The 21,877-nt window shown below is 74.0% G+C and carries 23 protein-coding genes; 6 read left to right on the top strand and 17 right to left on the bottom strand.

What is annotated here, in order from left to right; all coding sequences use genetic code 11:
* Positions 1-11: 11 nt before the first annotated feature.
* From BLT72_RS08530 to BLT72_RS08515, 4 genes are all read right to left on the bottom strand, one after another.
* On the bottom strand, positions 12-1,391 hold the full coding sequence (locus BLT72_RS08530) for a glutathionylspermidine synthase family protein (protein ID WP_091412011.1): 1,380 nt from the start codon (positions 1,389-1,391) through the stop codon (positions 12-14).
* Positions 1,391-1,816 carry a hypothetical protein gene (locus BLT72_RS08525; protein ID WP_091412007.1) on the bottom strand — a complete coding sequence of 142 codons (426 nt, stop codon included), beginning with the start codon at positions 1,814-1,816 and terminating at the stop codon, positions 1,391-1,393. Before BLT72_RS08525 ends, BLT72_RS08530 begins: the two co-directional genes overlap by 1 nt.
* 93 nt (positions 1,817-1,909) lie before the next feature.
* Positions 1,910-3,130 (bottom strand): class I SAM-dependent RNA methyltransferase, encoded by a 1,221-nt coding sequence (locus BLT72_RS08520; RefSeq protein WP_091412005.1) that lies wholly within the window; start codon positions 3,128-3,130, stop codon positions 1,910-1,912.
* Entirely contained in the window at positions 3,127-5,073 is a 1,947-nt protein-coding gene (locus tag BLT72_RS08515) for an APC family permease (RefSeq protein ID WP_197677351.1), read from the bottom strand. The genes BLT72_RS08520 and BLT72_RS08515 overlap by 4 nt, the downstream gene beginning before the upstream one ends.
* 163 nt (positions 5,074-5,236) lie before the next feature.
* Here BLT72_RS08515 and BLT72_RS08510 point away from each other — a divergent pair, with 163 nt between their 5' ends.
* The gene (locus tag BLT72_RS08510) at positions 5,237-5,905 is read left to right on the top strand and encodes a potassium channel family protein (RefSeq protein WP_091412003.1); all 669 of its coding nucleotides are present in this window, start codon (positions 5,237-5,239) and stop codon (positions 5,903-5,905) included.
* A 57-nt stretch (positions 5,906-5,962) separates the two neighbouring features.
* Positions 5,963-6,679 carry a potassium channel family protein gene (locus BLT72_RS08505; protein ID WP_091412000.1) on the top strand — a complete coding sequence of 239 codons (717 nt, stop codon included), beginning with the start codon at positions 5,963-5,965 and terminating at the stop codon, positions 6,677-6,679.
* Here BLT72_RS08505 and BLT72_RS08500 read toward each other — a convergent pair whose 3' ends face one another.
* The 6 genes from BLT72_RS08500 to BLT72_RS08475 all read right to left on the bottom strand — a co-directional run bounded on the left by BLT72_RS08500 (position 6,680) and on the right by BLT72_RS08475 (position 10,013).
* Complete coding sequence (locus BLT72_RS08500) at positions 6,680-7,072, bottom strand: YchJ family protein (protein ID WP_091411998.1); 393 nt, start codon at positions 7,070-7,072, stop codon at positions 6,680-6,682.
* Positions 7,069-7,824: a DUF3159 domain-containing protein gene (locus BLT72_RS08495; RefSeq protein ID WP_231930451.1), complete on the bottom strand. Its 756-nt coding sequence runs from the start codon at positions 7,822-7,824 to the stop codon at positions 7,069-7,071. Before BLT72_RS08495 ends, BLT72_RS08500 begins: the two co-directional genes overlap by 4 nt.
* Positions 7,825-7,859: 35 nt before the next feature.
* Entirely contained in the window at positions 7,860-8,255 is a 396-nt protein-coding gene (locus BLT72_RS08490) for an OB-fold nucleic acid binding domain-containing protein (RefSeq protein WP_091411996.1), read from the bottom strand.
* A gap of 92 nt (positions 8,256-8,347) precedes the next feature.
* A complete protein-coding gene (locus BLT72_RS08485) occupies positions 8,348-9,109 on the bottom strand; it encodes a DUF3710 domain-containing protein (protein WP_091411993.1) in 762 nt (253 codons plus the stop codon).
* Positions 9,106-9,567: a dUTP diphosphatase gene (gene dut, locus BLT72_RS08480; RefSeq protein ID WP_091411991.1), complete on the bottom strand. Its 462-nt coding sequence runs from the start codon at positions 9,565-9,567 to the stop codon at positions 9,106-9,108. The genes BLT72_RS08485 and dut overlap by 4 nt, the downstream gene beginning before the upstream one ends.
* Positions 9,564-10,013 (bottom strand): DUF3093 domain-containing protein, encoded by a 450-nt coding sequence (locus tag BLT72_RS08475; protein ID WP_091411988.1) that lies wholly within the window; start codon positions 10,011-10,013, stop codon positions 9,564-9,566. Before BLT72_RS08475 ends, dut begins: the two co-directional genes overlap by 4 nt.
* 39 nt (positions 10,014-10,052) lie before the next feature.
* Here BLT72_RS08475 and BLT72_RS08470 point away from each other — a divergent pair, with 39 nt between their 5' ends.
* The gene (locus BLT72_RS08470; RefSeq protein ID WP_091411986.1) at positions 10,053-10,382 is read left to right on the top strand and encodes a DUF4235 domain-containing protein; all 330 of its coding nucleotides are present in this window, start codon (positions 10,053-10,055) and stop codon (positions 10,380-10,382) included.
* A 333-nt stretch (positions 10,383-10,715) separates the two neighbouring features.
* Here BLT72_RS08470 and BLT72_RS08465 read toward each other — a convergent pair whose 3' ends face one another.
* Both BLT72_RS08465 and BLT72_RS08460 read right to left on the bottom strand, forming a co-directional pair.
* Positions 10,716-11,018 (bottom strand): DUF4193 domain-containing protein, encoded by a 303-nt coding sequence (locus BLT72_RS08465; RefSeq protein WP_091411984.1) that lies wholly within the window; start codon positions 11,016-11,018, stop codon positions 10,716-10,718.
* Positions 11,019-11,289: 271 nt separating this feature from the next.
* Positions 11,290-12,477, bottom strand: coding sequence for a ferrochelatase (locus tag BLT72_RS08460; protein ID WP_342587396.1), 1,188 nt, complete (start codon positions 12,475-12,477; stop codon positions 11,290-11,292).
* A gap of 28 nt (positions 12,478-12,505) precedes the next feature.
* On the opposite strand from BLT72_RS08460, the gene BLT72_RS08455 reads away from it, so the two are divergent.
* Positions 12,506-13,768: an MFS transporter gene (locus tag BLT72_RS08455; protein ID WP_091411981.1), complete on the top strand. Its 1,263-nt coding sequence runs from the start codon at positions 12,506-12,508 to the stop codon at positions 13,766-13,768.
* A 75-nt stretch (positions 13,769-13,843) separates the two neighbouring features.
* Here the strand turns inward: BLT72_RS08455 and BLT72_RS08450 are convergent, their stop codons facing one another.
* Both BLT72_RS08450 and rfbB read right to left on the bottom strand, forming a co-directional pair.
* Positions 13,844-15,232: a sugar nucleotide-binding protein gene (locus BLT72_RS08450; protein WP_091411979.1), complete on the bottom strand. Its 1,389-nt coding sequence runs from the start codon at positions 15,230-15,232 to the stop codon at positions 13,844-13,846.
* A gap of 4 nt (positions 15,233-15,236) precedes the next feature.
* Positions 15,237-16,235, bottom strand: coding sequence for a dTDP-glucose 4,6-dehydratase (gene rfbB / locus BLT72_RS08445; protein ID WP_091411976.1), 999 nt, complete (start codon positions 16,233-16,235; stop codon positions 15,237-15,239).
* A gap of 133 nt (positions 16,236-16,368) precedes the next feature.
* On the opposite strand from rfbB, the gene rfbA reads away from it, so the two are divergent.
* Positions 16,369-17,247: a glucose-1-phosphate thymidylyltransferase RfbA gene (gene rfbA, locus BLT72_RS08440; protein WP_091411973.1), complete on the top strand. Its 879-nt coding sequence runs from the start codon at positions 16,369-16,371 to the stop codon at positions 17,245-17,247.
* A 47-nt stretch (positions 17,248-17,294) separates the two neighbouring features.
* Positions 17,295-18,440: a benzoate/H(+) symporter BenE family transporter gene (locus BLT72_RS08435; RefSeq protein WP_231930450.1), complete on the top strand. Its 1,146-nt coding sequence runs from the start codon at positions 17,295-17,297 to the stop codon at positions 18,438-18,440.
* A gap of 12 nt (positions 18,441-18,452) precedes the next feature.
* On the opposite strand, the gene BLT72_RS08430 is transcribed toward BLT72_RS08435, so the two are convergent.
* The 3 genes from BLT72_RS08430 to BLT72_RS08420 all read right to left on the bottom strand — a co-directional run bounded on the left by BLT72_RS08430 (position 18,453) and on the right by BLT72_RS08420 (position 21,846).
* The gene (locus BLT72_RS08430; protein WP_091411967.1) at positions 18,453-18,842 is read right to left on the bottom strand and encodes a cupin domain-containing protein; all 390 of its coding nucleotides are present in this window, start codon (positions 18,840-18,842) and stop codon (positions 18,453-18,455) included.
* A 120-nt stretch (positions 18,843-18,962) separates the two neighbouring features.
* Positions 18,963-19,604, bottom strand: a complete 642-nt coding sequence (locus tag BLT72_RS08425; RefSeq protein WP_091411965.1) for a maleylpyruvate isomerase family mycothiol-dependent enzyme — start codon at positions 19,602-19,604, stop codon at positions 18,963-18,965.
* Positions 19,605-19,794: 190 nt separating this feature from the next.
* On the bottom strand, positions 19,795-21,846 hold the full coding sequence (locus BLT72_RS08420; RefSeq protein ID WP_231930449.1) for a vWA domain-containing protein: 2,052 nt from the start codon (positions 21,844-21,846) through the stop codon (positions 19,795-19,797).
* Positions 21,847-21,877: the final 31 nt, after the last annotated feature.

Here is a 21,877-nt window from a genome sequence, read left to right as displayed (position 1 = left end):
GGGGAGGGCGCTCAGCCCCGGATGACGTGCGGCACGAAGACGCTGAGGTTGTCGACGACGACGCCCGGGCTCTCCCGGAGGTCCAGCCCGGCCGGCTCGCCGTCGACGTACCAGAGGCCCAGGGTCGGGTAGTTGTCGCCCTCGAAGCCGACGAAGTCGGGCGGCGGCGCGTACGCCTGCACCACGCACGCCTGGTCCCCGTAGGGACCGGGGGTGCTCAGCACGGTCTCGCCGTCGACGACCACGGTGACGTTGGCGCCCTCGCGCCCCAGCAGCGGCTTGCGCACGTAGCTGGCCAGCCCCTCGGGCTGGTCGCCGTCGAACCAGGCGGGGATCAGCAGCTTGCTCCGCTCGGCGTCGCGGCCGAAGAGCTGCCAGAGCACCGGCAGCAGGCCCTTGTTCGACCAGAGCATCTTGTAGGGCGGCTCGATCCAGATCGTCCCGCCGGGCTTGGCCATGTCGGCGAACACGGCCTCGCCGAACGGCTCCGCGCAGATGTGCTCCCAGGCGTGCAGCTTGAACACCACGTCGAGGTGCCGCTGCTCGCCGTCGGGGAAGCGGCCGTCGTAGAAGCGGCCGTCCGCACCCAGGTGGATCTGCTCGACGTAGAGCCACTCCGTCTCATAGCCCGCCTGCCGGCAGGTCTCCTGCATCACCCGCAGGTTCTGCAGGTCCTCGTAGGAGCAGTCCTCGACGCGGATCTCGGCCCGCTGCTCCGCCGGGACGGCCTCGACGAACTCCGGCAGCAGGTTGTCGTACCAGGTGCAGGCGAAGTAGACGACGGGCTTGCGGCCCAGCTCGCGCTCGGCGTGGGCCAGGTTGCGCTTCCACGCGTCGACCAGCATCTCGAAGACGCCGTTCCACTGGTCCTCGCCCTGCTTCGTCGCCTCGAACCAGCTCCACTGGACGATCGCGGTCTCGAGCAGCGAGGTCGGGGTGTCGGCGTTGAACTCGTACAGCCGGATGCGGCCCAGCGCGTCGTCGAACTTGTCCTGGGCGTCGGTGGTCTGCAGGTCGAGGAAGCGGTTGCCGCCGTAGACGGCGTCGATCCGGCCGTAGACGCTGCCCCAGTCGACCGGCTCGCCCTGGGCGTCGCGGCGGTCCCAGCTGCGGGCGATCTCCAGCCGCGCGAAGCCCGGGATGCCCATCCGGTCCATCAGCTCGGGGTGGGCCAGCATGAAGTCCCCGGCCGTGACGAACATGTCGAGCAGCGTCTCGAGGTCGGCGTGCATCTGCTCGACCTCGGCGGCGCTGAACGCGTAGTGGGCGCTCTCGCTCCAGTACGACCGCGTGCTGCCGTCGGGCAGCAGGGTCTGCCAGTAGGTGAGCCCCTGCTCGGTGACGATCTCCGGCCAGTTCTCGCGGACGACGCCGCTCGGACGACGCTCCATCAGCTGCCGCTCCCGCCCCGGGACGAGCCGCCGAAGCCGCCACCCTTCGAGGCCCGCGTCTTGGTGACCTTCCCGCCCAGCCCGCCGCTGCCGGTCACCCGGCCGGTGGCCGGCAGGCCGGCACGCTGCCGGGCCGCCGCGTCGTTGTAGGGCATGCTGGCCGTGCGCTGGCTGGCCGGGAGCCGGTAGCCGGGACCCCAGCCGCCGCCGAAGCCGCCGATCCAGATGAAGCCGCCGCCGAAGCCCCCCGAGCGCTCGTCGTCGCAGTACTTCTCGTCGATGATCGTGCCGTCCTCGGTGGCGCAGTAGACGTCCTCGGTGTAGGTCTCCTGCTCGCTCGCGCAGGCGGTGACCACCCCGGAGGCGAGGAAGGCGGTCGCGAGACCGACTCCGAGTGAGCGCGGGATCCGCGACCTGGACACCATCGACGCTCCTCGCGCTGCTCGACGGGGGCGACTGCCCTCCGTCGTCCCCGCGCTCGCGACGACCGGGTCAAGGCTAGCCGCCGCCCGAAACCCCTATCCGGCGGGTTGCAGGACGGCGACGCACTCGACGTGCTGGGTCATGGGGAACAGGTCGAAGCCGCGGATGCTGGTCGGCGCGTAGCCGTGCCGCACGGCGGTGGCGAGGTCGCGGGCGAGGGCGGCCGGGTCGCAGGCGACGTAGGCCACCGCGCGCGGACGGCGGGCCAGGACACCCGCCACCACCTGCTTGCCGGCGCCGCTGCGGGGTGGGTCGAGAACGACGAGGTCGGCGCGTCCGGGCAGCTTGGTCAGCCCGCGCTCGACGCGGTCGGCGCGCAGCCGCACCCGGTCGCCGAACTCCTCGAGGTTGCGCCGGGCGGCCAGGACGGCGCCGTGCCCGGCCTCGAGGCCCCAGACCCGGCAGCCCGCCGCGGCGAGCGCGCCGGCGAAGAGCCCGACGCCGCAGTAGAGGTCGAAGGCCCGCTCGCCCGGCTGCGGCGCCAGCCCGTCGAGCACGGCGTCCATCAGGGTGGCGGCGGCGGCCGGGTGCACCTGCCAGAAGCCGTCGGTGGCGACCTCGAAGCGGCGCCCGGCCGCCGCCTCGACGACCTCGGTGCCGCCCTGGCGGACCTGGCCGTCGACCAGCAGCGCCGGGCCGTCGGCGGCGGCCACGGCCACCAGCTCCGCCCCGGGTGACCAGCGGGTCCCGGTGACGGCCGGGGTGGCGCGGGAGGCGATGGGGCAGCCGCCGTCGGGCAGCGGCACGACCTCGTGCGAGCGGTGGGCGCGCAGCCCGGCCCGGCCGTCGTCGTCGACCTGGTAGCGCATCCGGGTCCGCCAGTGCAGCCCGTCGGCGGTCTCGGGGGTGTCGACGCCGACCACCTCGCCGTCCCAGTCGACCCCGGCCAGTCGCTGCAGCTGCTCGGCGACCACGGCCGTCTTCAGCCGCCGCTGGGCGGGCAGGTCGACGTGCTGGAAGTCGCAGCCACCGCACAGCCCGGGGCGGGCCACCGGGCACGGCGGGACCACGCGGTCCGGGCTGGCCTCCAGCACCTGGACGGCGTCGGCGCGCCAGAACGAGGCGTGGCTGTCGTCGGTGACCCGGACCATCACCCGCTCCCCCGGCAGGGTGTGCCGGACGAACACCACCCGACCCCCGCCGGAGCCCTCCGGCTCGCCCTCCAGCGGGAGGCGCGCGACGCAGTGGCCGCCGTGCGCCACCGGCCCCACCTCGACGGGTCCCAGCAGGGCGCCCGGGGTCACGGTGGTGCTCACCCGCGCAGCGACCGGCGGGCGTTGTCGTTCAGCGTCTCCCGCTCCAGCCGCTCCTTGGCCTTGCCGGAGGACTCCAGCAGGTACGGCACCGAGGTGACCATGACGCCGGGGGTGAACAGCAGCCGGCCCTTGAGCCGCAGGGCGCTCTGGTTGTGCAGGATCTGCTCCCACCAGTGGCCGACGACGTACTCGGGGATGTAGACCGTGACGACGTCGCGCGGGCTCTCCGAGCGCACGTTGCGCACGTAGTCGAGGATCGGGTTGGTCACCTCCCGGTAGGGCGAGGCGATGACCTTGAGCGGGGTCTTGATCCCGGCCTCCTCCCACGCGTTCACCAGCCGGGACGTCTCCTCCTCGTCGACGTCGACGGTGAGCGCTTCCAGCGTGCTGGGCCGGGCGGCCTTGGCGAAGGCGAGCGCCCGCAGCGTCGGCTTGTGCAGCTTGGAGACCAGGACGATGGCGCGGACCCGGCTGGGGAGCGTCCGGTCCTCGCCCTCGACGAGCGCGGTCTCCTCCGACACCCGCTGGTAGTGCCGGCGGATGCCCTTCATGAGCAGAAAGATCGCGGCCATGGCGATGATGGCGATGTAGGCGCCCTGGGTGAACTTGCTCAGCAGCACGATCACGAGCACGGTGCCGGTCATGGTCAGGCCGACGGCGTTGATGACCCGCGAGCGGCGCATCCTCGCGCGGGCGGCGGGGTCGACCTCGTCCTTCAGCAGCCGCGTCCAGTGCCGCAGCATGCCCAGCTGGCTGACGGTGAAGGAGACGAACACCCCCACCACGTAGAGCTGGATGAGTGCGGTCACGTCGGCGTCGAACGCCACGATCAGCACGACGGCCATGAAGGCCAGGACGACGATGCCGTTGCTGTAGGCCAGCCGGTCGCCGCGGGTGTGCAGCTGGCGGGGCAGGTAGCCGTCCTTGGCCAGGATCGAGCCCAGCACCGGGAAGCCGTTGAAGGCGGTGTTCGCGGCCAGGAACAAGATGATGAACGTCGCGGCGATGACGAAGTAGAAGCCCGGCCGGAAGTCGGAGAACACCACGTCGGCCAGCTGGGCGATGCCGGTCTTCTCGATCACCTCGACCCGCTGGCCGTCGAGGGTGTAGTACGAGCGACCGGCGTCGATGAGCTTCACCCCGGTCAGCCGGGCGAGCACCACGACGCCGACGAGCATCGTGACCGCCACCGTCCCCAGCAGCAGCAGGGTGGTGGCCGCGTTCTTGCTCTTGGGCTGGCGGAACGCCGGCACGCCGTTGGAGATCGCCTCGACGCCGGTCAGCGCCGCGCAGCCGGAGGAGAAGGTGCGGGCCAGCAGGGCCACCATGGCGAAGCCGGTGAAGGCGGCGTACTGGGGGTCGGGCTCGATGCCGAACTTCGCGCTCTCCGCCTGCAGCGGCTCGCCGAGCACGAGGATCCGGAACAGGCCGTAGCCGACCATCACGAGCACGCCGACCATGAAGCAGTAGGTGGGGACCGCGAAGACGCCGCCGGACTCGCGCACCCCGCGCAGGTTGAGCGCCATCAGCACGATGACGGCGATCGAGGCCGCCAGGGCCTCGTGGCCGTCGAGGAAGTGCAGCAGCGGCACCGACTTGGCGTTCTGCACCCCCGAGGAGATGGACACCGCCACCGTGAGGACGTAGTCGACCATCAGGGCGCTGCCGACGGTCAGGCCGGCGTTGGGCCCCAGGTTGACCGTGGCCACCTCGTAGTCCCCGCCGCCGGAGGGGTAGGCGTGCACGTTCTGGCGGTAGGACGCGACGACCACGAGCATGACCACGGCGACCGCGATGGCGATCTTCCAGGAGAAGGCGTAGGCCGCCAGCCCCGCCAGCGACAGGGTCAGCAGGATCTCGTCGGGCGCGTAGGCGACCGAGGAGAGCGCGTCGGACGCGAAGACGGGCAGGGCGATCCGCTTGGGCAGCAGGGTCTCGCCCATCTGGCTGCTGCGGAGCTTCCGCCCGACCAGCAGCCGCTTGCTGATGTCGGACAGGGTGGCCACGTCTGAGGAGCCTAATCGCTCCGGGGCCGCTCGGACGCGCAGGCGGGGCGCGCCCCGCCCGGGGGCACGGACGGGGCGTCGTGCTCCTAGACTCCCGAGGGTGCACATCGTGATCATGGGCTGCGGCCGGGTCGGCTCGAGCCTGGCCCGGAGCCTGGAGAAGCGGGGGCACACCGTCGCCGTCGTCGACATCGACGTGGATGCGTTCCGCCGGCTGGGCCCCGACTTCGCGGGCCGCACCGTCAAGGGCGTGGGGTTCGACCGCGAGGTGCTGCTGGAGGCGGGCATCGAGGGAGCCGACGGCTTCGCCGCGGTGTCCAGCGGTGACAACTCCAACATCCTCAGCGCCCGGGTGGTCCGCGAGACCTTCAACGTCTCCAACGTCGTGGCCCGGATCTACGACCCGGGACGCGCCGAGGTCTACGAGCGGCTCGGCATCCCCACCGTCGCCACCGTCCGCTGGACGGCCGACCAGGTGCTGCGCCGGCTGCTGCCCGCCGGCTCCGAGCCGCACTGGCGGGACCCGTCGGGCTCGGTCCGGCTGATGGAGGTGCACGTCGACCGCGCCTGGGTGGGCCGCACCGTCGAGCAGCTCGAGGAGGCGACCGGCGCCCGGATCCCCTTCCTGTTCCGGCTCGGCACCGGCATCGTGCCCAAGAGCCGCACCGTCTTCCAGGACGGTGACCTCGCCTACGCCGCGGTCGAGGACGCGCGGCTGGCGACGGTCGAGACCGTCCTCGGGTCCCCTCCCGTGACCAGGGCCGGCTGACGTGGCCCCGGCCGCACCGCCGACCGACCACGCACCCCCGACCCGAGAGGACTGACCATGCGGGTGGCCATCGCCGGAGCCGGCAACGTCGGCCGTTCCATCGCCGCCGAGCTCGTGGAGAACGGGCACGAGGTGCTCCTCATCGACAAGAACCCCCGGGCCATCAAGTCCGACACCCTCCCGCAGGCCGAGTGGCTGCTGGCCGACGCCTGCGAGCTCTCCTCCCTGGAGGAGGCCGGCATCGACAGCTGCGACGTCGCGATCGCCGCGACCGGGGACGACAAGGCGAACCTCGTCATGTCGCTGCTGTGCAAGACCGAGTTCGGGGTGCCGCGGACCGTCGGCCGGGTGAACCACCCGAAGAACGAGTGGCTGTTCAACGAGGTCTGGGGCGTCGACGTCGCCGTCTCCACCCCCCGGCTGATGTCGGCCCTGGTCGAGGAGGCGGTGACCGTCGGCGACCTGGTCCGGCTGCTGACGTTCCACGAGGGCGCGGCGAACCTCGTCGAGATGACGCTGCCCGGCGACAGCCCCTGCGTGGGGCTGCGGATCGGCGACCTCGACTGGCCGGGCGACGTGGTGCTGGTGGCGATCATCCGCGACGGCCACGCGCAGGCGCCCGACACCGACGGCACCCTGGAGACCGGCGACGAGCTGCTGTTCGTCACCGCCCAGGACTACGAGCGGCAGCTCGCCGACATGCTCTCCCCGCGCCGCGGCGGCATCGCCGTGGCCAACCTGGCCACCGGGACGCCGCGGGTCGGCACCATCTGACTAGTGGCCGTCGGGCTCGCCGTCGAGGTAGAACCAGCGGCCCGCGCGCCGGCGGAACCGGCTGCGCTCGTGCTGCGCGCCCGGCCCGTCCGCCGTCCGGTAGGCGGCCAGGAACTCCACCACGCCCTCGTCGTCACCCGGCTGCCCGCCCTCCGCAGCCAGCACCGTGAGCCCGGTCCAGGTCAGCCCCGGCACGTCGCCCAGCTCGTGCGGCCGGGTCCGCGGGTGCCAGGTGCGCAGCACGTGGTCCAGCCGGCCGAGGGCGTAGGCGGCGTACCGCGAGCGCATCAGCCGCTCCGCCGTCTCGGCCGGCACCCGGTTGTCGTGCAGCGGCTCGCAGCAGGCGCCGTAGGCCGCCCCGCTGCCGCAGGGGCACGGACGCTCGTCGGTCATCCGCCGACGCCGGGCCCGTGCCCGACCGGCCCGGGCGGTGGACCGCCCGGGCCGCCGGCTCGGGGCGCGTCCGGGTCGACGGGGGTCCGCCCGCGGGACAGCAGCAGGCCCATCACCGCGAGCGCGGCCACGAGGAGCGGCCAGCCGAGCACGACCTTCGCCACCCCCAGCCACACCACCTGACCGGCGAGGAACAGCGGCAGCTGGACGACGAACCGGAGCAGGTACGGCACCGTCAGCACCGCCGTCAGGCGGGAGCTCAGGGTGACCAGCCCCCGGTCGCGCACCCACCCCGTCGGGTCGTCGAGGGCGGCGCCGACGAGGAACCCGAGCAGCGGCCGGCGGACGGCGATCGTCAGCACCGAGACCACGGCCAGCGCGCCGTTGTAGAGGATGCCCGGCAGGAAGACGTCCTCGGCCCGGCCGGTCCGGGAGGCGACGAGCGCCGCGATCGCCGTCGGCACGACGGCCTGGAGGACGAAGCGCACCGACTGCCGCTGGACCAGCCGGACCACCGCGCCGACGGCGGCGACGGCCGCGGCCGCGGCCAGCGACGGGTAGAGCTGGCGGGTCAGCACCCAGGCGACGGTGAAGGCGACGAACGGCAGGGCCGACTCGACCATCCCCCGCGCCCCGCCGAGGGTGCGGCCGAGCTCGGCGCGGACCAGCTCCTCGACGTAGCGGTGGGGCGGCGGGGCGTCGGGCCCGGCACGGGGCGCGGTCGGGTCGTCGGCGCGGGCCGGCTCAGCCACTTGTCACCGCGGGCTCGCCGCCGTCGGGGTGCGGGTCAGCTGTGGGGGTTGCAGAGCAGCTCGTAGCGCGGGTTGTACATCAGCCGCCGACCCTCGTGGCAGCTGATCCGGCCCCACACCTTGATGGTGCGGCCCGGGTCGATGCCGGGGATCTGCCGGCGGCCCAGCCACAGCAGGGTGACGGCGCCGGAGCCGTCGCGCAGCTCGACCTCCAGCGCGGGATGGCCGCCGCGGGGCGTGATGGTGACGGTGGCGACGGTCCCGGTGAGGGCGACCTGCTGGCGGTCCTCGCAGGTCTGGATGGGGACGGCCCCCTCGTCACGGACCTGCTGCTGCAGCTCCTCGGACTCCAGCTCGGCGTTGGAGGAGGCGAGCCGGCGGAGCGCGCGGGAGAGCCTGCTCTCCTTGACCGGACGGATGTCGCTGGTCACATGAGTTCCTCGGTCGACGGTGGATCTTCCTGCTCCCAGCATCCCACCGGAGTCAACCGTCGGCTGCTGTTCGCGTGCGCGGCCCCGGACGTTCACGCGGGTGGCTCGTCGGCCGCGACGAGGTTCTGCGGCATGGAGAGCGGCAGCAGGTCGCCGGGCGCCATGGCCTCGTCGCCGCGCCGGACGACGACCGAGCGGAACGCCGTCAGCATCTCCGCGACCGGGGAGCCCAGGCCGTCCTCGAGGGCCGCCTGCCCGTAGACGATGCCCCGCAGCAGCCAGCGGGGGCCCTCGGCCACCCACATCCGCGACGGCTGGTAGCCCTGCTCGCCCTCGGGGGTGCTGACGGGGATCAGCCGCCGCAGCTCGACGCCGAACGGGCCCTCGGCGAGGGAGGCGGAACCGCCCGCCTCGGTCGCCGCGGCGGCGATCTCCTCGCGCAGCTCGCTCCAGAGACCACCGCTGCGGGGGGCGGCGTAGGCGCCCAGCTCGAGGGCGGAGTCACCGAGGACGAGCATCGCGGACACGATCTGCTGGGTCTCCTCCGACATCTGCAGCCGCAGCTCGGCGCCCGGGAAGCCGGCCAGCACCATGGCCCCGAGGTCGATCCGGGGCATCTCGGGCGTGCCGGCCAGGTCGTCGTCCTCGTCCAGCTCGGCGATGTCGAAGGGCCCCTGCGCACGCCAGTCCGCGGCGTCCAGGGCGTCGAGGTCCAGCTCGACCTCCCCGTCGGGAGTCCCCTCCGCGTCGGGGCCGGGCGCGTCGCCGGCGTCCAGGTCGTCGGTGGTCTCGGGGGTGGCGGTGTCGTCGAGCTCGGGCTCGTCGGACCGCTTCTTGGTGCGCCGGAAGATCACCCGCCCGATGTTCCTCCCGTCGACCCGTGACCTCCAAATCCCCGCACCGAGTCCGGGAGCTCGTCGGCCGCCACGAACCGGACCCGGCTGACCTGCTGCACGACCAGCTGGGCGATCCGGTCGCCCGCGGCGAAGGCGACGGGCTGCCGCGGATCGGTGTTCAGCAGGCAGACGCGGATCTCCCCCCGGTAGCCGGCGTCGACGGTGCCCGGCGCGTTCACCACGGTCACGCCGGAGCGAGCGGCGAGGCCGGAGCGCGGGTGGACGAAGGCGGCGTAGCCGTCGGGCAGCGCGATCGCCAGGCCGGTCCCGACCAGCCGCCGCTCGCCGGGGGCCAGGGTGAACGCCTCCCGGCACCGCAGGTCGGCGCCCGCGTCGCCGGGGTGGGCGTAGACCGGGGGTTCGACGTCGGGGTGCAGCCGGCGGAAGAGCACCGGCAGGTCGGGGCCGACGCTCATCCGACCGCGTCCGCGGCCGGGCCCAGGGCGGCGGCGAGCCGGGTCGGCCGGCGGCTCGACACCAGCCAGTAGGGCACCGGGTCGGCCGGGTCGTCGAGGGTGATCTCCACGGCCGTGGGCACGTAGGGCCGCAGCACCAGGTGGGCGCGGGCGTCGGCACCGGTCCCGCCCCGCACGTCGGTGGCGGCGACGTCCAGGGCCGCGCAGCCGCTGATCCAGGTGCGGCCGATGACCGCGCGGCCCACCCGCAGCTCCTCGTCGTCCACCTCGATCACCACCGCCGTGGACCAGAACAACCCGGCGGCGACCGCCATCGCGGCGACCGCCACCGCGATGCCCCAGACGGGACCCAGGTAGAAGCCGACGGCGGCCAGCAGGCTGACCGCGAGCAGCGCGGCCAGCACCCACCACGCCGCGGGCACGGTCAGGCGTTCCCGGTAGAGCATGGGGCGACCCTAGCCGTCGCGGCTGCTTAGGATGAGGCCATGAGCGCGCCCGCCCCGCTGCCGACCGCCCCGCCGTCGACCCCTCCCTCGTCGACGACCGTGCCCTCGACCACCGTGCTGCCGACCACCGTCACCGAGAAGGTGCTCGGCAAGGTCTGGGTGATCGGGGTCGCGCTGGGCACGACGCTGGTGACCCGGGGCCTGGTGTCCGTGGGCTGGCGCGTGGTCACCGGCGCCCGACCGCCCCACGTGGACGACCCCGACGTCCCGAAGGCCCAGGCGCGGGCCTGGGCGCTGGCGATGGCGGCCGGCCTGGCCGTCACCCGGCTGCTGGTGAAGCGCACGGGGCTGGGCACGCCCGGTCACTGACGAGCGGCCGGATCACCGCCTCGCGTCTGGAGGACGCGAGGCGGCTCTCTGTCCGGACTGACTGCCCCCAATCAGACCGGCACATCCGGGGTGGGTCGCGGCGCAGCAGGGGTTCCTTGCCGGGGCGGGACGGCCCCCGACGGCAGAACTGGCCTGCACACCGAGCCGCGGGCTCTGGAGTGCAGGCCAAGTTGATCATGCAGCGGGCGCCGTCACCAGCATGTTTGTCCAATCGTGACCTGCGCGTCGGGCCCCGGTCCGCGCCCGCGTGGCGGGAGGGGACGAGGGCCCGGTGGGTGGGCTCGCGAGCCCGGCCTGGCTGACCGCGGTGGGTCAGCCGGCGCAGTCGAAGCAGTACTCCTCGCCGTTGGAGCGCTCCTCCGCGATCTGGCTGCGGTGGCGGACCAGGAAGCAGCCCGCACAGGTGAACTCGTCGGACTGCCGCGGCAGCACCCGGACGGTCAGCTCCTCGTGGGAGAGGTCGGCTCCGGGGAGCTCGAACGACTCCGCGGCCTCGGTCTCGTCCTCGTCGACCTTGCCGGAGTTCTTGTCGTTGCGGCGGGTCTTCAGCTCTTCGATGCTGTCTTCGTTCAGCTCTTCGTCGGTCTTGCGCGGGGCGTCGTAATCGGTCGCCATCGTTCCCTTCCCGGGTCCTGCGTCGTTCGTGCCTGCTCAGTTTGCGTGCGCATCTCTATCACACGGAGCAAGTCGAGCGCTCGCCTCGGGCGAGCGCGCCCCCTACAACGCCGGAGGGCGTGTGACATTCCCGCCGCCGGGTGCGGCGGGCGGGAGGCTAGACCGTCTCGTGCGGGACGACGGCCGTGCGAGGCCCCAGTACCCGGTGGCCCGGACCGGGAAACGGCGCCCGCGGCGAGCCTGGCCGGACGGGCCGGTCGGGCGGTGCCGGTCAGCGGGTGGGCGCGGAGGGGGTGCTGACCGGTCCGCCGACCTGGCAGAGCGCCGGCCGACCGGGGTCGCGCAGGTTGCGGCAGCAGTCGGGCTGGCAGTCGTACCAGCCGACCGGCCCGTCGTCGACGACGGGCCGGGCCGGGTCCTCGCCGCGGGCGGCGGCCGCACGCTCCAGCATGAGGTCGACGAGCCCGGACACGAAGGCCGGGTGGGTGCCGGCCGTCGCCGCCCGGGCGAAGGGCAGGCCCAGCTGCTCGGCGGTCTCCGACGCCTCGGTGTCGAGGTCGTAGATCACCTCCATGTGGTCGGAGATGAAGCCGATCGGCACGACGACCACGGCCGCCGTGCCGGTCGCGTGCAGGGCGGTCAGGTGGTCGTTGACGTCGGGCTCGGCCCACGGCTGGTTGGGCGGGCCGGAGCGGGAGCAGAAGACGAGGTCGTGGCCGTGCTCACGGCCGCGCCGCGCGTCGACCTGGCGGGTGACGGCGGCGGCGACGGCCCGGTGCCAGTCGAGGTAGCCGCCCTCCGCGCTGCGCGGGGCCGGACCGGAGGCCTCCGCCATCGCGGTGGGGATGGAGTGCGTGACGAAGACCAGCCGCGCCCCGTCGCCGTGCTCACCGAGCGAGTCCAGCGCGGCCAGGGTCGCGTCGACCGACGCGGTGACGAAGCCGGGGTGGTCGGAGTAGTGCCGGATCTTGTCGACCTGCACCGCGGTGCCCTGGACCGCGTCGTACAGGTTCTCGCGGTACTGCCGGCACGAGCTGTAGGAGGGGTAGGCGCTGGTCAGCACCGACAGCACCCGCCGGTGGCCGGCGGCCGCCATGGCCTGCACCTCGGCGTCGAGGTAGGGGTCCCAGTTCCGGTTGCCCCAGTGCAGCGGGAGGTCGATCCCCCGCCGGTCCAGCTCGGCCCGCAGCGCGGCGAGCAGGTCCCGGCACTGGTCGTTGATCGGGCTGCGTCCGCCGAACAGGTAGTAGTGCTGCCCCACCTCGACGAGCCGCTCGCGGGGAATGCCCCGGCCGCGGGTCACGTTCTCGAGGAACGGCACCACGTCGTCGGGCTGCTCGGGCCCGCCGAAAGAAACCAGCAGCAGGCTGTCGTAGGGCGCGAGTAGCGTCGAGCCCGCTCCGCGGGGCTGGGGGGTCGTGTCGTCGTCGTGCGCGGTGGTGCGGTGGTCCAGGGTCACGCTGCGATCTTGTCAGAGGAGGAAAAACGTGAAGGCCGGTCTCCGCACCTACGCGACGGTGCTCGCCGACCCCGCAGCGCGTGGGTTCAGCCTCGCCGGTCTGGTCGCGCGGCTGCCGATGGCCATGACCGGGATCGGCATCGTGCTGCTCGTCTCGCTCAGCACCGGTTCCTTCGCCGTCGCCGGGGTGGTGACGGCCACCGTGACGCTGGCCGGCGCGGTCAGCGCCCCGCTGTGGGGACGGACCATCGACCGGCTCGGGCAGGCGCCCGTCCTCGTCGTGGCCGCCGCGATCTGGACCGTCAGCCTGGCCGTCCTCGTCGTCGCCGTCGAGGCCGGCTGGTCGCTGCCCGCGGTGCTGGCCGCGGCCGTCGGCGTCGGCCTGGGCTTCAGCTCGGCCGGCTCGGCCGTCCGCGCCCGCTGGAGCCACCGGCTGCAGGGCTCGCCGCTGCTGGACACCGCCTTCGCGGTCGAGGCCGTGCTGGACGAGGTGATCTTCATCGTCGGGCCCGTGCTCGTCACCTTCCTCGCCACCACCGTCGACCCGGCGCTGGCCCTCGGCGTCGCCGGCGTCGTCGGCCTGGCCGGGGCCCTGGTCCTCGCCGGCCAGCGCGGCACCGAGCCGCCGCGCCGGCCGCGCCGCAGCACCGACGCGCCCGCGGCCGGGATCCACCTGGCCGCGCTGGCCCCCGTCGTCGTGGCCTCGGTGGCGCTGGGGGCGGTCTTCGGTGGCATGGAGGTCGTGGTGGTGGCGTTCGCCACCGAGGCGGGCGTGCTCCCCTTCGCCGGCGCGATCCTGATGGCCTGGGCCGCGGGCTCGCTGGTCTCGGGGGTGCTCACCGGCACGGTGGCCTGGCGCCGCTCCCCCGCCGCGCGCTTCCGGGTCGGCTCGGCCGCCCTCGCGCTCTCGCTGGTGCCGCTGCCGTTCGTGCACCAGCCGCTGCTGGTCGCCGCCCTGCTGGTGCTGAGCGGGATGGCCATCGCGCCGACGCTGATCGCCTCGGTGGCCGTCACCCAGGCCGCCGTGCCGCAGGCCCGGCTCACCGAGGCCCTCGGCTGGACCTCCACCGGCCTGGCCGGCGGGCTGGCGCTGGGCGCGGCCGGCCTCGGCGCCCTCATCGACGCCGGGGGTGCCCAGCTCGGCTTCTGGGGTGTCGTCGCCGCGGGCGTGCTGCTGGCCCTCGCCGCCCTCGGGGTGCGCACCCGGGCGACAGTCCCGGCCCCCGGCCCGGTCGAGCAGGCCGAGCTGGCCGGGGCCGCCGCCCACCCGACGGCGCCGACCGCGCGCTGAGCGACGGCGCTCGCCGGGCGGTCACGTCCCCTGAGCCGGTCGAAGGGTCCTTGGACCAGCTCAGGGAGCGGTGCGCTAGACCGACCGCAGGTAGGCGCTGAGGGAGTCGGCGACCAGGGCGGGCTCGAACCCGGTGGCGCGGATCTTGTCCAGGACGAAGGCGCTGTGCCGCGGTCGCGGCGCGAGCGCCTTGCCCGCGCCGTACTCGGCGGCCGTCACCGAGATGACCTCGGAGCCCGGCCGTCCGCGCTCGTTGAAGACCATCCGGGCGATGTCGGCCCAGCTGGTCACCTCGCCGGCCCCGCTGACGTTGTAGGTCCCGGACGGGGCCCCGACCGCCAGCAGGTGGTCGACGGCCCGGGCGATCTCGCTGGTGAAGGTCAACCGGCCGTCCTGGTCGGCGACGACGGAGGGCTGGACGCCGCGGTCGGCCAGCGCGGCCATGGTGGCGACGAAGTTCTGGCCCTCCCCGATCACCCAGCTGGTGCGCAGCAGGTAGTGGGACGGCAGGGTCGCCACCAGGGCGTCCCCGGCCGCCTTGGTCTGGCCGTAGACGCCCAGCGGGCTGAGCGGCTCGTCCTCGGTGTGCTCGGCGACGGTCCCGTCGAAGACGTAGTCGGAGGAGACGTGGACCAGGGTGGACCGGTGCTCGCGGGCGGCCCGGACCAGGGCGGCGACGCCGGTGACGTTGACCGCCCAGGCCTCGCGGCGGCCCTCGGGCGACTCGGCGGTGTCGACGGCGGTGTGCGCCGCCGCGTTCACGACCACGCCGTAGGGCGCGAAGTCGAAGGCCGCGACCGACGCCGGATCGGCCAGGTCCAGCTCGGCGCGGGTGACCGCCGTCGCGTCGGGCCACTGCGCCGTCAGCGCCCGGCCCAGCTGCCCGCCCGCCCCGATGACGAGGGTCTTCCGCGCCGGCATCGGCCGGACCTCCGCGAGCCGCGGGTGCGCCCGGTCGGCGTCGGACAGCTCGGCCTGCCCCAGCGGGATCGGCCACGGGATGGCGACCGTCTCGTCGGCCAGGTTGAGGAAGGTGTAGGACTCCTTGGCCGCCAGGCTCCAGTGGTCGTTGACCAGGTAGGAGTAGGCCGTCTCGTCCTCCAGCGTCTGGAAGGCGTTGCCCACCCCGCGGGGCACGAAGACGGCCGTCTCGGGGCCCATCTCCAGGGTGAAGCTGGTGCCGAACCCGGCACCGGGCCGCAGGTCGACCCAGGCGCCGAAGATGCGGCCGCGGGCCAGCGAGACGAATTTGTCCCACGGCTCGGCGTGGATGCCGCGGGTCGCCCCGGCGGCGGTGTTGAACGAGACGTTGTTCTGCACGGGGGTGAAGTCGGGGACGCCCAGCTCGGTCATCTTGGCGCGCTGCCAGTTCTCCTTGAACCAGCCGCGGTTGTCGGCGCGGACGTCGAGGGTGACGACGAGCAGCCCGTCGACCGGGGTGCGGGTCACCGTGAGGGGGGTCACCGGGTCACTGCCCCTGGACGGCGTACTTGGCCTCGGTGGCCGACTTCTGCGGGCGCCACCAGCCCTCGTTCCCCTGGTACCAGGCGATCGTCGCGGCCAGCCCCGCCTCGAAGTCCGGGTAGGCCGGCGCCCAGCCGAGCTCCGTGCGCAGCTTGGTGGAGTCGATGGCGTAGCGGAGGTCGTGCCCCGGCCGGTCGTTCACGTGGTCGTAGGCGTCACGGGGCTGGCCGAGCAGCTCCAGGATCGTCTCGACCACCTGCAGGTTGTTCTTCTCCCCGTCCGCGCCGATCAGGTAGGTCTCACCGATCGCGCCCGCCTCGAGGATCCGCAGGACCGCGGCGCTGTGGTCGTCGGCGTGGATCCAGTCGCGGACGTTCAGGCCGGCGCCGTAGAGCTTGGGCCGGCCGCCGTCGATGACGTTGGTGATCTGGCGCGGGATGAACTTCTCGACGTGCTGGAACGGCCCGTAGTTGTTGGAGCAGTTGCTGATCGTGGCCTGCACCCCGAACGAGCGCACCCACGCGCGGACCAGCAGGTCGGAGCCGGCCTTGGTCGAGGAGTACGGGCTGGACGGGTTGTACGGCGTCGCCTCGGTGAACCGGGTGGGCTCGTCGAGCTCCAGGTCGCCGTAGACCTCGTCGGTGGAGATGTGGTGGTAGCGCTTCTCGTGGTGCCGGACCGCCTCGAGCAGCGTGTAGGTGCCCACCAGGTTGGTGCTGATGAAGGGTGACGGGTCCAGCAGTGAGTTGTCGTTGTGCGACTCGGCGGCGAAGTGGACGACGACGTCGGAGTTCTGGACCAGCTGGTCGACCAGCCGGGCGTCGCAGATGTCGCCGTGGACGAAGGTGAAGCGGTCCTCGGGCAGCCCCTCGACCGACTGGGGGTTGCCGGCGTAGGTCAGCAGGTCCAGCACGGTGACGAGGGCGTCGGTGTGGTCGAGGACGTGGCGGACGAAGTTCGAACCGATGAAGCCCGCACCGCCCGTCACCAGGTAGGCAGTCATGGCCGACATCCTAGGGAACCGCCACGGGTGGGCCGGTCGCGACGAGGCCGGCCCGGGTGACGTTGCTCACCCGGCGGCCCGTCACCGTCCGGCGGGGGACCCCGCCACGCCGGCAGTGCCACACTTGCTCGCCATGCGAGGCATCATCCTGGCCGGCGGTTCCGGCACGCGGCTGCACCCGGTCACCCTCGGCATCAGCAAGCAGCTGGTCCCGGTCTACGACAAGCCGATGATCTACTACCCGCTCTCGACGCTGATCTTCGCCGGCATCCGCGACGTGCTGGTGATCACCACGCCGCACGACGCCCCCGGCTTCGAGCGGCTGCTGGGCGACGGCTCGCAGTTCGGCATCTCCATCAGCTACGCCCAGCAGCCCTCCCCGGACGGGCTGGCGCAGGCCTTCGTCATCGGGGCCGACTTCATCGGCGACGACCACGTCGCCCTCGTCCTGGGCGACAACATCTTCTACGGCCCCGGCCTCGGCACCCAGCTGCAGCGGTTCGCCACCGTCGAGGGCGGCGCCGTCTTCGCCTACTGGGTCGCCGAGCCCAGCGCCTACGGCGTCGTCGAGTTCGACCGCGCCGGCACGGCGATCTCCCTGGAGGAGAAGCCGGCGCAGCCGAAGTCGAACTACGCGGTGCCCGGGCTGTACTTCTACGACAACGAGGTGGTCGCCATCGCCCGCGACCTCCAGCCGTCGCCGCGCGGTGAGTACGAGATCACCGACGTCAACCGGCACTACCTCGAGGCCGGCCGGCTCCAGGTGGGCGTGCTCCCGCGCGGCACCGCCTGGCTGGACACCGGGACCTTCGAGTCGATGAACGACGCGAACAACTTCGTCCGCACCATCGAGGCCCGGCAGGGGCTCAAGGTCGGCGCCCCGGAGGAGGCCGCCTGGCGGCAGGGCTTCCTCAGCGACGACGCGCTGGAGGAGCGCGCCCGCACCCTGCTCAAGTCGGGGTACGGCACCTACCTGCTCGAGATGGTGCAGCGGCACCGCCAGTCGCTCTGAGCACCACCGCCGACCCGTCGGCGACGCGCGGGCACCTGCTCGGCGCGGTGCTGGCCGGCGTGGTCACCGCCGTCGTCGGGTTCGCGTCGTCGTTCGCGCTCGTCCTGACGGGGCTGACCGCGCAGGGCGCGACGACGGCGCAGGCCGCGTCGGGGCTGCTCGTGCTCCTGCTGGCGATGGCCGCCGGCATCGTCGTCCTGGCGCTGCGCCACCGCATCCCGCTGACCCTGGCGTGGTCCACCCCCGGCGCCGCCCTGCTCGCGGGCGCGGCCGCCGACGGGGCCGTCTGGTCGGCGGCGATCGGGACCTTCCTGCTGGTCGCCGCCCTGACGGCGCTGACCGGCTGGTGGCCCTGGCTGTCCCGGACGCTGGCCGCGATCCCGCTGTCGGTCGCCAACGCGATGCTGGCCGGGGTGCTGCTGCCGATCTGCCTGACCGCCTTCACCACCCTCGGCCGGACGCCGGTGTACGCCGCGCCGATCCTCCTCACCTGGCTGGTCGGCTACGCCTTCGCCCGCCGCTGGGCCGTGCCGCTGGCGCTGCTGGCCGCGCTGGTCGTCGTCGCGCTCACCCTGGACGCCACCCCCACCGCCGCGGCGCTGGCCCCGCGGCTGACCTGGACGGCCCCGACGTGGGACGCCCGGCTGCTGCTGGGGCTCGGCGTCCCGCTGTTCCTGGTCAACATCGCCTCGCAGTACGCGCCCGGCGTGGCCGTGATGAAGACCTACGGCTACACCGTCCCGTGGCGCCCGACCATGCTGGTCACCGCCGCCGTCTCGGCGCTGAGCGCACCGGCCGGCGGGCACGCCGTCAACCTGGCCGCGATCTCGGCGGCCCTCGCGGCCTCGCCCGAGGCCCACCCGGACCCGCGACGCCGCTGGGTGGCCGCCGTCTCCGCCGCCGGGACCTACGTCGTCCTCGGGCTGGCGTCGGCCGCGGCCGCGTTCGTCCTGACGCACTCACCGCCCGGGCTGGTCATCACCGTCGCCGCGCTGGCCCTGCTGGGCCCGCTCGGCTCGGCCCTCGAGCGCTGCCTGGCCGACCCCGACGACCGGGAGGCCGCCGTCGTCGCCCTGGTCGCCACCGCCTCGGGCCTCAGCCTGCTCGGCATCGGCGCGGCGTTCTGGGGTCTCGCCTCCGGACTCCTCGTCCGGGCGCTGCTCCGCGCCGTCCGGGCCCGCCGCGCCGGCTGAGCCGGCGGGAGGTCAGGCCGGCGGCTCGTCCTGGCCGGACTCCTCGGCCTCGTCGGCCTCCTCCTTCGTGTGGTGCACCGCGCCGTCGGCGTGCTCGGGCGGCCCGTAGACGGTGTAGAGCACCAGCGGGTTGGGGCCGGTGTTCACGAAGTTGTGCTCGGCGCCGGCCGGGACGCAGACCAGGTCGCCCTGCGCGACCTCCTGCGTCTCCCCGTTGATCCGCGCCTCCCCGACACCGCTGACGAAGGTCAGGATCTGGTCGGTGTCCGGGTGCACCTCCTGCCCGATCTCCCCGTCCGGCGGGATGGTCATGATGACGAGCTGGCTGTGCTCGCCGGTCCACAGGACCCGGCGGAAGTCGGGGTTCGTCTCGGCCACGGTCGCGATCGTCAAGTGCTCCACGGGACCTGTCTACCGCGAAGGCCCGGCGGGCCGGGAGCCGGGGTCCACCTGCGCGGGCCGCGTGCGCGCGTGAGCAGGCCAGCAGCCGCCCCGGACCGGCCGGAGCGCGCGGTCGAGGGCTCAGAGCCGGCCCGCCAGCGTCGCGGCGCCGGGCCCGCGCAGCTCGTCGGCGCCGACCGGGCGCCCGGCCAGCACCAGCAGCACCGTCTCACCCGACGCCCGCACCTCGGCGCCCTCGCCGTGGGCCCAGTCCTGGTCGTCGGCGACCAGCCGCAGGCCCGCCAGCCGGCGCCGCACCGGACCGCCGAGCAGCAGGGAGGAGGGGAACCTCGCGTGCGCGCAGAAGTCGGCCGCGCCCCGGAAGGCCGCCGGCGGCAGGGCACGGACGTCACCGAGCGGGCGGCGGATGTCGAGGGCGTGCACGACCGCGTCGACGAGGACGGCCGCCTGCGGCACCGCCATCGGCCCGGCCCCGGCCGCCGTCACCCGGCGCAGCTGCTCGAGGATGGCGCCCGTCCCGCGGGCGGACCAGCGGACCGCGCTCTGCGCGACCACCCGGTTGGGGCGGAACCGTCCCCGCACCAGCTCCTGGACGGCCTCCTTCCCCCGGAGGCCGGGAGCCCAGGCGAGGTGGGCGGCGACGTCCTGCACCCGCCAGCCCGTGCACAGCGACGGCGTCGCCCACTGCTCGGGGGTCAGCGTCTCCAGGTGCTCGAGCAGGGCTTCCCGTTCGGTGCGGATCACGGCCTCGAGAGCGCTCATGCGGTCAGTCTGCTCCGGTCCGGTGGGGTCGAGGGCATGTCCGGCCTCCCCCACCCACCCCGGGCTCGCCGGCGACCCGTTCCGCACCTGGTGACGCTCGCCCTGCCGAGGGTGGCCGCACCGTTGACCGGCTTCGGCACCGCGGTGCTCAGCCGTGGTGCCGGTCAGCACCGGCACCCGCCCGGAGGCGTCAGCGCCGGCCGCGCCGCGCCGTCAGGTAGTCCGCCACCACGTACTCCCCCAGCCGTCCGATGTCGGGGGTGAACACCCGGCCCCCGGCGCGCCGGGCGATGGCGTCGACGAAGCGCCGCAGGCCCTCGTCGTCGCCCAGCATGAAGGTGTTGATCGTCGCCCCGTAGCGGGTGAGCTCGTCGACCTGGGCGATGGTCGCCCGCACCGTCTCCGACGTGCTGGGCCAGCGGAAGAACGCGTCCCCGTCGCCGGTCAGGTGCGCGGTCGGCTCCCCGTCGGTGACCACGAGGACCACCGGCTCCGCGTCCGGGTGCCGACGCAGGTGCCGGGCCGCCAGGATCAGCGCGTGCTGCAGGTTGGTGCCCTGCACGAACTCCGGCTCCGCCTCGGCCAGCTGCACCGGCGACAGCCGCCGCGCCAGCCGGTTGAACCCGATGACCTGCAGGGCGTCCTGCCGGAACCGGGTCTCGATGAGGTGGTTCAGCGCCAGCGCCGTCTGCTTCATCGGTCCCCAGCGGCCGTCCTGCACCATCGAGAACGACAGGTCGACGCAGAGGGCGACGGCCGCGCTGGTCCGGCGCTCGGTCTCGGTGACCTCGAAGTCCTCGACGTCGAGCGTCACCGCGGCGCGCTGCCCTTCGACGGGCTCAGGGCGCGAGTCCAGCGAGGCACGCCGGCGCAGCGCGTTGCCGACGGTCCGGGGGACGTCCAGCGGCAGCTCGTCGCCGAACACCCACGGCCGGGTCAGACCGGTCGGCTCGTCGGCGGAGCCGGTGCGGTGGTCCTCGTGGTCGCCGTGGCCGCCGGCCGCGAGCTGGTCGAAGACGCGCTTCAGCGCCGTCTGCCCCAGCCGCCGGACGGCCCGCGGGGTCAGCCGGAGCCCGTCGTCGCCGCGGGTGACGTAGCCCTGCTGCTCGAGCTCGCGCTCCAGGTCGCGGAGGGCCCGGAAGTCCCTGACCGCCTCGTGGCCGAGCCGCTTCTCCAGCAGGTCGACGTCCACGTCGTCGAGGGTCGAGCCGGGGTCGCCCTGGGCGAGCTGGGCCTCCAGCGCCTCCAGGTCGGCGAGCTCGGCCACCGCCTCGACGGCCTCGCTGTAGCCCAGCTGCTCACCGCCCGGCCGCATGCCCGTCGGGGACTCGCGGTCCATCCCCGGCCGCAGCGCCCGCAGGTTGTCCGACAGCTGCGCCATCTGCGAGGCGAGGTCGGCGTCGCCGAGCGCGTCGCTCATCAGCTGCCCGAGCTGCTCGCGCTGCTCCGGGCTGAGCGAGGCCATCATCCGCTGCGCGGCGGCCTGCCGGCGGGCCAGCGCGTCGATCAGCTCCTCGACGGTCTCCGGCTGCTCCGGGAACAGGTCGCCGTGCTTGTCCATGAAGTCGGCGAACTGGTCGGTCGTGTCCTCCTGCCGGGCGTGGGCGGACAGCAGGGCGTTGAGGTCGGCCAGCATGTCCTTGACCCGCTGCATGGCCTCCGGGTCGGGGGACTCCAGGGCCTGCTTCATCCCGGCGAACTGGGCGTCCAGCACCTCGCGGCGCAGCATGTCCTTGATCGCGTCGTAGGTCGCCCTCGCCTCCGGCGAGGTCCAGTCGTAGGGGTCCAGCGCCCGGACGGCGCCGGCGACGTCGTCGGGCAGCGTGTCCAGCTCCATCTCCGCCATCCGCGCCTCGTCACCCTCGGTGCCGGCCAGCGCCTCGCGCTCGGCGGCCAGCGCCTGGTCCAGGGCGGAGCGGACCTGGTCCAGGGTGCCCCCGAGGTCGCCGCGCCGCCGAGCCTGGGCGCGCAGCTTCCGGAGCCGCTGGGCGAGCTTGTCCAGGCCGCCCTGGCCGTCGAGGCCGCGCCGCATGAGGTCGCGCAGCGAGTCGCGCAGGTTGCCCGCCGACAGCACGTCGGCGCCGATCTGGTCGACGGCGGCGCGGACGTCGTACGGCGCGGCCAGCGGGTCGGGCCCGCCGCGCCACGGGCCGTACCGGACGTTGCGGTGCGCCCGTCCCGGCTGGGGCCGGGAGACGCCGTCGTCGTCACGCGGCTCGTCGCCGTTCCAGGCCTCGCTCATGCTCCGCCCTCTCCTCTGCTCAGCCGCGGTC

It is taken from the genome of Friedmanniella luteola, from assembly GCF_900105065.1.
In the GTDB taxonomy this organism is placed as follows: domain Bacteria; phylum Actinomycetota; class Actinomycetes; order Propionibacteriales; family Propionibacteriaceae; genus Microlunatus; species Microlunatus luteolus.
This window is presented reverse-complemented; position numbering and strand designations above follow the sequence as displayed.